Origin of the sequence: Streptomyces sp. NPDC057287, assembly GCF_042667905.1 — a bacterium.
GTDB lineage: Bacteria > Actinomycetota > Actinomycetes > Streptomycetales > Streptomycetaceae > Streptomyces.
This window is the reverse complement of sequence record NZ_JBHUYV010000014.1, coordinates 256823-266589: the sequence shown is the minus strand read 5'-3', so window position 1 is coordinate 266589 and position 9767 is coordinate 256823. Positions and strand designations below refer to the sequence as shown.

Here is a 9767-nt window from a genome sequence, read left to right as displayed (position 1 = left end):
GACAGGTGCCGGAGCCGGCCGGGCCGGCGGCACGGGGCGCGGCAGCGCTCCCGGCCGCGGCCGCCGGGCAGCGTGACCAACGGGCGCGGTGACCGGCTCCAGCCGGTCACCGCGCCCGTCCTCATCCGGCGGACGCGTCCTCGTACCCGCCCAGCGCCCGCGCCGCCGCTTCGGAGGGCGCAGGGTCCGCGGCCCGGGCCAGCCCCCGCAGCAGGGGGACCGCCCGCGCGGCGAACGGCTTCTCGCCGCCACGGAATCCGAGGCGCGCCAGCACGTCCGCGCCGAGCGCCTGCCGCAGCGGATCCCCGCTCGCCGTCCAGGCCGCCGCCGCCTGGAACGTCTCCTCGTCGCCGCGCCGCCGGAGCGTCCCCACCGCCACCTGCCAGTTGTCGAGCCGGGGGTCCCCGCCCCGCAGAGCCCGGACGGCGAGCTCCTCGAACGGGGCCCGCACCCCCAGCTCGTCCTCCAGCAGCGTCACGATCGCCCCGTGCCCCGTCTGCAGGTCCTGCGACGCGAACGGCTCCCCGCCCCGCAGCAGTTCGACGGTGACGGTCAGCCCGCCGTCCACCGGCTCGCACCGCACCGCACTGTCGTGACCCTCGTCCCCGTACGCGTCCCGCAGGCTGTCGCGCAGCTCCTGCTCCACGTCCAGCGTGAGCATGCGCCTCGCCTCCTCCAGCGCGGGGGACAGGCCGCGGGCGCCGTGCCGCAGGAGCGTCCGCACGGTGTGCGCCGATCCCCGCCGTGCCGCGACCAGCAGCGGGGCCTCGCCCCGCGGGCCGGGCAGATCCGGGTCCGCGCCGCGGGCGAGGAGGATCTCCGCGGTCCGCGCATGGCCGAGCCCCGCCGCCCAGCGCAGTGCGGTGAAGCCGAACTCCTCGCTCAGATCCGGGTCGGCCCCGGCGGACAGGAGCGCCTCGACGACCTCGGCGTGGCCGCCGCACGCCGCCCCGCACAGCGGCAGGTCACCGGCCTCAGGGCCGCTCGCCCTGTCCGGGTCCGCGCCCGCGGCGAGGAGCAGCCGGACCACCCCGGGCAGATCCTGCACGGACGCCAGATACAGCGCGGTCGACCCCTCCTCGTCGGCCGACTCGGCTGAGGCACCCGCCCGCAGAGCTCTCACCACGGCGTTCTCGTCGTCGTACAACGCCTCGAAAAGGGCTCTCGCACCCCCGACCTGATCATGTGGCATACACCGAGCCTACGGCCGCCCCGGTGCGGGGCGGCTCCTCAGGTGTCGCACTCCAGGACCGTGCGGCACAGCCCGCACCGCGCCCGTGTCCGCCCCCGGACCGGCACCCGGACGCGCTGGTGGCAGGTGGGGCAGGCGAAGGAGACCCGGAGCCCGTCCGCCGCGTCCTCGAAGGCGTACGGGACGGACGGGCCGGTGGCGGACCCCGGGTGGTCCCCGGCGTGGCGGCGGTCCTTGGCGTAACGGCGCCGGCCCGCCCATCCCGCAGCCGTCAGCGGCGGCCGCTGCAGGTCGCGCAGCGCCTCGGCCCGGCCCTTGGCGTACGCCGTGTACGCCTGGGGGCTGGTGAACCAGACGGCCGGGTCCTCGCCGAACGCGAGCGCCCGCTTGGCGAGGACGTACCCGAATTCCTCGGGCGTGAGATAGCCGAGCTTCTGGCTGGAGACGGCGTCCTGGCGGAAGGCGTCCAGCAGGAGCCAGCCCGCGCCGAGATAGGCCGTCACCGTGTCCGTGAGGATCTCGTTGTCGCGGGTGCCGGGGAGTTCGAGCCCCAGCCGGTGCAGCAGCACATGGGTGATCTCGTGCGCCAGCGCGGCACCGATGTCCCTGCGGTGCGTGCGGAAACGGTCGTTGAGCTCGATGAAGTACTCGGGACCGGCGGTCAGTTCGACGCTCGCGGCATGCTCCATCCGCCGGAAGCCCACGACGATACGGGCCTGCGGCAGACGCAGGTGCTGCACGAGGGCTCCGGCCACCCGCTGGGCGCCGAGGTGCAGGTCGTCCACGTCGGAGAAGGCGGCGTCGGCCGGGGCGAGGCTCGTGGCGTAGGCCCGCACACCGTCGGGGGAGATCCGCCGGTAGAGGGCGGTGATGGCGGACCGCACGGCGTCGAGGTGCGGGAAGCCGTGGACGACCGGACCGCCGTTGCCGCCGTTGCCCACGTCGCTGGTTCCGCTCATGTCCGAACCCCCACCCATGGTGCTCAACGGACCTTCACTCTAGGGCGGTCCGAGGGGAACCGGCCGGGACATGACGGGCGATCTTGGCCGGAAACCCTGCCTTGTGACAGCGGTGATCGCTTCCCGATAATCGGATGGTCCTTGTTGAGGGCATGCCGAAATCGGCCCGTCGTACGCCCCTGACCAGGACAAGCACGTCCGCACGCCTGCACCCGCACCCCCCACTTCCACCCCCCACCGAAAGCAGGCACATCCCGTGAAGCAGCTTCTGCGCACCCTCAAGAGATGCTCCGTCATCGCCGCGGTCGCCCTCGCCACCCTCAGCCTCCAGCCGTCCGGCGCCTCCGCCGCCCCCGCACCCGTCGTCGGGGGCACCCGCGCGGCCCAGGGCGAATTCCCCTTCATGGTCCGGCTCTCCATGGGCTGCGGCGGCGCCCTCTACAGCCCGACCGTGGTCCTCACCGCCGCCCACTGCGTCAGCGGCTCCGGCAACAACACCTCCATCACCGCCACCGCCGGCACCGTCGACCTCCAGTCGTCCTCCGCCGTCAAGGTCCGCTCCACCAAGGTCCTCCAGGCACCCGGCTACAACGGCGTCGGCAAGGACTGGGCACTGATCAAGCTCGCCCAGCCCATCAACCAGCCCACCCTCAAGATCGCCACCACCACCGCCTACGACACCGGCACCTTCACCATCGCCGGCTGGGGCGCCGCCACCGAGGGCGGCGGCCAGCAGCGCTACCTGCTCAAGGCCACGGTCCCCTACGTCTCCGACGCCACCTGCCAGCAGGCCTACGGCAGCGACCTCGTACCCAGCCAGGAGATCTGCGCCGGATACGTCAGCACCGGCGGCGTCGACACCTGCCAGGGAGACTCCGGCGGCCCCATGTTCCGCAAGGACAACGCCGGATCCTGGATCCAGGTCGGGATCGTCAGCTGGGGCGAGGGCTGCGCACGGCCCGGCTACCCCGGCGTCTACACCCAGGTCTCGACCTTCGCCTCCGCGATCGCCTCGGCGGCCGCGACCCTCTGACCCGCCCCTGACCTGACCCCGGGGGCACCCACCGTCCTGACGGGTGCCCCCGGACCCACCCCGCACCTCCTCGTCACGGCCCTGAGCCGCGCCGGGAGCCACCCCCAGCCCCGCACCCTCCGTCGGCAGGCACGCGACCGGTGCGTCTAAGCTCGACGACCATGACCACGAGCGACATCGACGAGTACGTCACCGCCGAACTGAACCGGCTGCGCGAGAGCATCGACAACATCGATGCCGCAGTCGTCCACATGCTCGCCGAGCGTTTCAAGGCCACCCAGCAGGTGGGCCACCTCAAGGCCGAGCACCACCTGCCGCCCGCCGACCCGGCCCGCGAGGCACGCCAGATCGCCCGGCTGCGCCAGCTCGCCGAGAGCGCCAGGCTGGACCCCGCCTTCGCCGAGAAGCTGCTGAACTTCATCGTGGCCGAGGTCATCCGCCACCACGAGCGCATCGCGGAGGAATCCGCGACCCCCGACGCCTGAGACCTCCGCCCCGGCCGGCCCACGGACCGGCAGCCGCCGCCCACCCCGCCGACGCGGTCCCCGGGGCCGGGGCCCACCGGGCCCACACCCCGGGCCCCGGGCACGCCCCGCACCCGTGCGCCAGGACCCGGCAGCCGTGCGCCGCCCCCGCCCAGGCCTCGGGGCCCGCGACCCCACCACGCCCCCGGCCGGACCCGCCCGGCACCCGCCGCCGTCCGCCGTCAGCCCTGCGAGAACCCCACTGCACAGCCCGCGGCCCGTACGGCAGCATGGGCGCCATGTCCGTACTGACGCGCAACGAAGCGCAGACCCGCGCCCAGCTCCTCGACGTACACCGCTACGCGGTCGACCTCGACCTCACCACCGGTGACGAGACCTTCGGCTCCAGCACCACCATCCGGTTCACCGCCCGGACGGCCGGAGACACCTTCGTCGAGATCAAGCCGGAAACCCTGCGCTCACTCAGCCTCGACGGACAACCCCTCGACCCCGAACGCCTCGACGGCAACCGCTACCCCCTGGACCGCCTCACCGCCGGCCCCCACGAACTCACCGTCGACGCCACCATGCGCTACTCCCGCACCGGCGAAGGCATGCACCGCTTCACCGACCCCGCCGACGGCGAGACCTACGTCTACACCCAGCTCTTCATGGACGACGTCCAACGCGTCTTCGCCGCCTTCGACCAGCCCGACCTCAAGTCCGTGTTCGACCTCACCGTCACCGCACCCGCCGGCTGGACCGTCCTCGGCAACGGCACCACCACCCGGACCGCCGACGGCCGCTGGACCATCGCCCCCACCCCGCCCGTCTCCACCTACCTCGTCGCCGTCGCCGCAGGCCCCTGGCACTCGGTCACCACCACCCACGCAGGCCTGCCCTTCGGCATCCACTGCCGCCGCTCCCTCGCCCCCCACCTCGACGCCGACGCCGACGAGATCCTCGACATCACCCGCGCCTGCTTCGACCGCTACCACGAGAAATTCGACGAGCCCTACCCCTTCGACTCCTACGACCAGGCCTTCGTCCCCGAATTCAACGCCGGCGCCATGGAGAACCCCGGACTCGTCACCTTCCGCGACGAATTCATCTACCGCTCCGCCGTCACCGGCACCGAACGCCAGACCCGCGCCATGGTCATCGCCCACGAGATGGCCCACATGTGGTTCGGCGACCTCGTCACCCTCACCTGGTGGGACGACATCTGGCTCAACGAGTCCTTCGCCGAATACATGGGCTACCAGACCCTCACCGAAGCCACCCTTCCCCGAGCTCTCAACTCCGTTCGAGCAGGGGAGACCCCATACCCCGACACCTGGGTCGAATTCGGAGTCTCCCGCAAGGGCTGGGGCTACGACGCCGACCAGCGCCCCACCACCCACCCCGTCGCCCCCGACCCCGACGCCGTCCCCGACACCGCCTCCGCCCTCCTCAACTTCGACGGCATCTCCTACGCCAAGGGCGCCTCGGCCCTCCGCCAACTCGTCACCTGGCTCGGCGAGAAGGACTTCCTCGCCGGTATCAACACCCACTTCGCCCGCCACAAGTTCGCCAACGCCACCCTCGCCGACTTCATCGACAACCTCGCCACGGCCACCGACCGCGACGTCCACACGTGGGCCGCCGCCTGGCTCCGCACCACCGGCATCGACACCCTCACCGCCCACGTCGAAAACACCGGCCACAGCTGGAACCTCACCGTCGACCGCGAGGGCAGCCGCCCCCACCGCATCGCCGTCGGCGCCTACGACCACAGCCTCGACACCCAGACAGGCACCGAACAGCTCGTCCTGCGCAACCGCTTCGAACTCGACATCCCCCAGGACGGCACCCCCGCCACCCAGCCCGGCAGCCGCCCCGACCTCGTCGTGCTCAACGACAACGACCTCACCTACGCCAAGATCCGCCTCGACCCCGACTCCTGGAACACCGCCCTCACCCACCTCTCCGGCATCCCGGACGCCCTGACCCGCGCCCTCGTCTGGAACACCGCCCGCGACATGGTCCGCGACGGCCGGCTCCACCCCCTTGCCTACCTCACCGCCGCCCGCACCCACCTCCCCCACGAAACCGACCTCGCCCTCGTCCAAGGCGTCCTCGGCTTCGCCGCCACCCACATCGCCGACCGCTACCTCCCGCACGAGGACCGCCCCACCGCCCTCGCCACCCTCACCTCCCTCTGCCGCGACCTCCTGCGCCGCACCGAAGGACTCACCGCCAAGGACTGGGAACAAGGCCCCACGACCACCCCGCCCGGCACTCCCGACCCCGGCCTCCGCCTCACCGCCGTACGCCACTTCATCGACGCCGCCACCCAGCCCGACACCATCCAGGACTGGCTCGGCGAAGGCACCGTCCCCGGCGGACCCGAACTCGACCCCGACCTCCGCTGGCGCATCCTCACCCGTCTCGCCGTCCTCGGCGCCGCCGACGAGACCGCCATCGCCCGCGAACTCGACCGCGACCCCAGCGCCACCGGACAGGAGGGCGCCGCCCGCTGCCGCGCCGCCCTCCCCACGCCCGAAGCCAAGAAGGCCGCCTGGCACGCGATGTTCACCGACGACACCCTGTCCAACTACCTCTTCACCGCCACCGCCCAAGGCTTCTGGCAGCCCGAACAGGCCGTACTCCTGCGCCCCTACACCGCCCGCTACTACCCCGACGCCATCGCGCTCGCCGCACGTCGGGGCCCCGCCATCGCCGAAGCAGCCGGACGCCACGCCTTCCCCGCCCACGCCGTCGACCAGGAATCCATCCACCTCGGCGGACAAGCCCTCGACAACCCCGCGCTCACACCCGCCCTGCGCCGCAAACTCACCGACCAGCTCGACGACCTCCGCCGCGCCCTCGCCGTTCGCAACACCCTCTGACCCACAGCCCTCACCCCGCGGCCCCACCGGCCGCCACCACCGTGCCCGGCCCCCTCACCGAAGGAGGCCGGGCACAGTCATGCGAACGGCGAACGCCTATACCAGTCCCGTGGCCCTCCGCACCCCCGCACCGCACCGCAGTACCCCTTTCGGGTTCAGATCGTTGGGCTCTTCGGCCGCCCCCTCCGCAATCCGGACAAGCTGGCACGACCGCCCCCGCGTACCCGAAGGACCACACCACCCATGCCCACCCCGCCCCTCGCCGGAGGCGTCGCAGGCCCCGCCCACCTGCGCCCCCTCCTCGACACCGTCCTCGCCGCACTCCACGACGGCGCCACCCGCCGGGGAGGCCCCCTCCCCGCCGGCGGCCCCGACATCACCACCCGTCACCTCCACCACACCACCGGCCCCCTCATCCCCGACCGGGGCACCGGCGCCCACCACGCCCTCCGCACTCTCGTCACCGCACTCGCCGAAGGCGCCGCCGACCCCGCACACCCCCACTGCGCCGCCCACCTCCACACCCCGCCCCTGGCACTCGCCGCAGCGGCCGACCTCGCCGCATCGGCCCTCAACCCCTCCATGGACTCCTGGGACCAGGCCCCCGCCGCCTCCGCCCTCGAAGCCGCCCTCACCACCGCACTGGCCGCCGAGATCTACCCCCACACCCAGGCCCCCGACGCCCTCGTCACCACCGGCGGCACCGAAGCCAACCAACTCGCCCTCCTCCTCGCCCGCGAACGCCACGGCCCCGTACAGACCATCTGCGCCGCCAACGCCCACCACAGCATCACCCGCGCCGCCTGGCTCCTCGGCCTGCCCCGACCCGTCGTCATCCCCGCCCCCACCGGCGTCATGGACACCGACGCCCTCCGCGACGCCCTCACCCGCCACGACGGTCCCCTCCTCGTCACCGCCACCGCAGGCACCACCGACACCGGCCAGATCGACCCCCTCACCGACATCGCCGACCTCACCACCACCCACAACGCCGAACTCCACATCGACGCCGCATACGGCGGCCCCCTCCTCTTCAGCCCCACCCACCGGCACGCCCTACGCAGCCTCCACCGCGCCCACAGCGTCACCCTCGACCTGCACAAACTCGGCTGGCAACCCGCATCCGCAGGCATCCTCGCCGTCCCCCACCGCCACGACCTCGACGCCCTCCACCACCACGCCCCCTACCTCAACGCCGACGACGACACCGACGCAGGCCTCCCCGACCTCCTCGGCCGCTCCCTCCGCACCACCCGCCGCCCCGACGCCCTCAAGATCGCCGTCACCCTCCAGGCACTCGGCCGCGACGGACTCGCCGACCTCATCGACCGCACCGTCGCCACCGCCCACCACCTCGCCGACCTCATCGACGACAACCCCGCACTCCAGCTCTACGACCGCCCCACCATCAGCACCGTCCTCTTCCGCCCCACCCACGCCGACGACACCACCGTCGCCACCATCCGCCGGGCCCTCCTCACCCAAGGGCACGCCGTCCTGGGCCGCGCCCGCACCCACGACGGCCTCTGGCTCAAAGCCACCCTCCTCAACCCCCACACCACCCCCGACGACCTCCGGCAGCTCCTCGGCCTCGTCACCCACGCCCACACAGACGCCACCACGGAAGGCAGCACCCTCCGATGACCGACCGGACCACCCCCGAAGGCGACCGGCCCCACGACCTCATCGGCATCGGCCTGGGCCCCTTCAACCTCTCCCTCGCCGCCCTCGCCCACGGCATCCCCACCACCCACGGCGAGCCCCTCACCACCGCCTTCTACGAACAACGCCCCGCATTCCACTGGCACCCCGGCCTCCTCATTGACGGAGCCACCCTCCAGGTCCCCTTCCTCGCCGACCTCACCACCCTCGCCGACCCCACCAGCCCCTGGACCTTCCTCAACTACCTCCGCACCCGCGACCGCCTCTACCCCTTCTACTTCGCCGAGCAGTTCCACATCCACCGCGCCGAATACGACGCCTACTGCCGCTGGGTCAGCGAACAACTCCCCACCATCCACTTCAACCACCAGGTCGACTCCATCCGCTGGAACACCGACCGCTCCCTCTTCGAAGTCGACTACACCCGGCTCGGCCCCGACGGCGAAGCCCGGACACCGGGCCGCACCCACACCCGGCACATCGCCCTCGGCGTCGGCACCGCACCCTTCATCCCCGAACCCCTCCGCCCCCTCGCCGAAGCACCCGGCGTCCCCGTCATCCACTCCGCCGACTACCTCCACCACCGCGAAGAAATCCTTCAAGCCGACCACATCACCGTCATCGGCTCCGGCCAGTCGGGCGCCGAGATCTTCCTCGACCTCCTCCGCGCCCGCCCCCGCGGCATCGAGAGAATCCACTGGCTCGCCCGCACCCAGGCCTTCGCCCCCATGGAGTACTCGAAGCTCGGCCTCGAACACTTCACCCCTGACTACACCCACTACTTCCACGCACTCCCCGAACACGTACGCGACACCCTCGTCCCCCAGCAGTGGCAACTCCACAAAGGCATCGACACCGACACCATCGCCGCCATCCACGACGAGCTCTACCGCCGCACCCTCCACGGCGGCTGGCCCGACGCCACCCTCACCCCCGGAGTCGGCGTCCGCACCGCAGGCCGCCTCTCCGGCAGCGGCAACCGCATCGAACTCCACCTCGAACACACCCAGCAGGCCACCCGCAGCCGCCTCACCACCGACGCCGTCGTCCTCGCCACCGGCTACCGCGAGCGCCCCCTCGACACCCTCCTCACCGGCATCGCCCCCCACATCCGCCGCGACAGCCAGGGACGCCCCCGCATCCACACCGACTTCCGCCTCGACCTCGACCCCGCCCTCACCGGCAACATCTACGTACAGAACGCCGAACGCCACACCCACGGAGTCGGCGCCCCCGACCTCGGCCTCGCCGCCTGGCGGAGCGCCACCATCCTCAACAACGTCACCGCCACCACCCCCTACCCCCTCCCACGGCGCACCGCCTTCACCACCTTCGGCCTCACCCCCCACACAGCCCCCGCCGTCCCCGGACAAGGCCCCGCACTGACCCCCCTCGCACAGGGCCGCTGACACGACAAAGGCGGCCGCCCCCACCCGAAGGAAAGGAACGGCCGCCACACACCGACAGACGACAACACGAAGAGCATCCGGCGGACCCGCCACCGAGAACCGCCCCGGCGTCCTGATCGTGGGATCAGCCGGACAGCCCCACGCGTCGATCCACCCC

At 72.5% G+C, this 9767-nt stretch carries 7 protein-coding genes; 5 read left to right on the top strand and 2 right to left on the bottom strand.

The window, feature by feature from the left end; all coding sequences use genetic code 11:
* Positions 1 to 121: 121 nt before the first annotated feature.
* Entirely contained in the window at positions 122 to 1192 is a 1071-nt protein-coding gene (locus ACFUNE_RS26420) for an ankyrin repeat domain-containing protein (RefSeq protein ID WP_383572933.1), read from the bottom strand.
* A gap of 38 nt (positions 1193 to 1230) precedes the next feature.
* Positions 1231 to 2151, bottom strand: coding sequence for a hypothetical protein (locus ACFUNE_RS26415; RefSeq protein ID WP_383572930.1), 921 nt, complete (start codon positions 2149 to 2151; stop codon positions 1231 to 1233).
* Between the two features lie 256 nt (positions 2152 to 2407).
* On the opposite strand from ACFUNE_RS26415, the gene ACFUNE_RS26410 reads away from it, so the two are divergent.
* From ACFUNE_RS26410 to ACFUNE_RS26390, 5 genes are all read left to right on the top strand, one after another.
* The gene (locus tag ACFUNE_RS26410; protein ID WP_383572926.1) at positions 2408 to 3184 is read left to right on the top strand and encodes a S1 family peptidase; all 777 of its coding nucleotides are present in this window, start codon (positions 2408 to 2410) and stop codon (positions 3182 to 3184) included.
* A gap of 161 nt (positions 3185 to 3345) precedes the next feature.
* Entirely contained in the window at positions 3346 to 3669 is a 324-nt protein-coding gene (locus ACFUNE_RS26405; RefSeq protein WP_329227659.1) for a chorismate mutase, read from the top strand.
* A gap of 278 nt (positions 3670 to 3947) precedes the next feature.
* Positions 3948 to 6539, top strand: coding sequence for an aminopeptidase N (gene pepN / locus ACFUNE_RS26400; RefSeq protein ID WP_383572922.1), 2592 nt, complete (start codon positions 3948 to 3950; stop codon positions 6537 to 6539).
* A 243-nt stretch (positions 6540 to 6782) separates the two neighbouring features.
* The gene (locus tag ACFUNE_RS26395; protein ID WP_383572919.1) at positions 6783 to 8183 is read left to right on the top strand and encodes a pyridoxal phosphate-dependent decarboxylase family protein; all 1401 of its coding nucleotides are present in this window, start codon (positions 6783 to 6785) and stop codon (positions 8181 to 8183) included.
* Positions 8180 to 9610: a lysine N(6)-hydroxylase/L-ornithine N(5)-oxygenase family protein gene (locus ACFUNE_RS26390; RefSeq protein ID WP_383572916.1), complete on the top strand. Its 1431-nt coding sequence runs from the start codon at positions 8180 to 8182 to the stop codon at positions 9608 to 9610. The genes ACFUNE_RS26395 and ACFUNE_RS26390 overlap by 4 nt, the downstream gene beginning before the upstream one ends.
* Positions 9611 to 9767 lie beyond the last annotated feature (157 nt).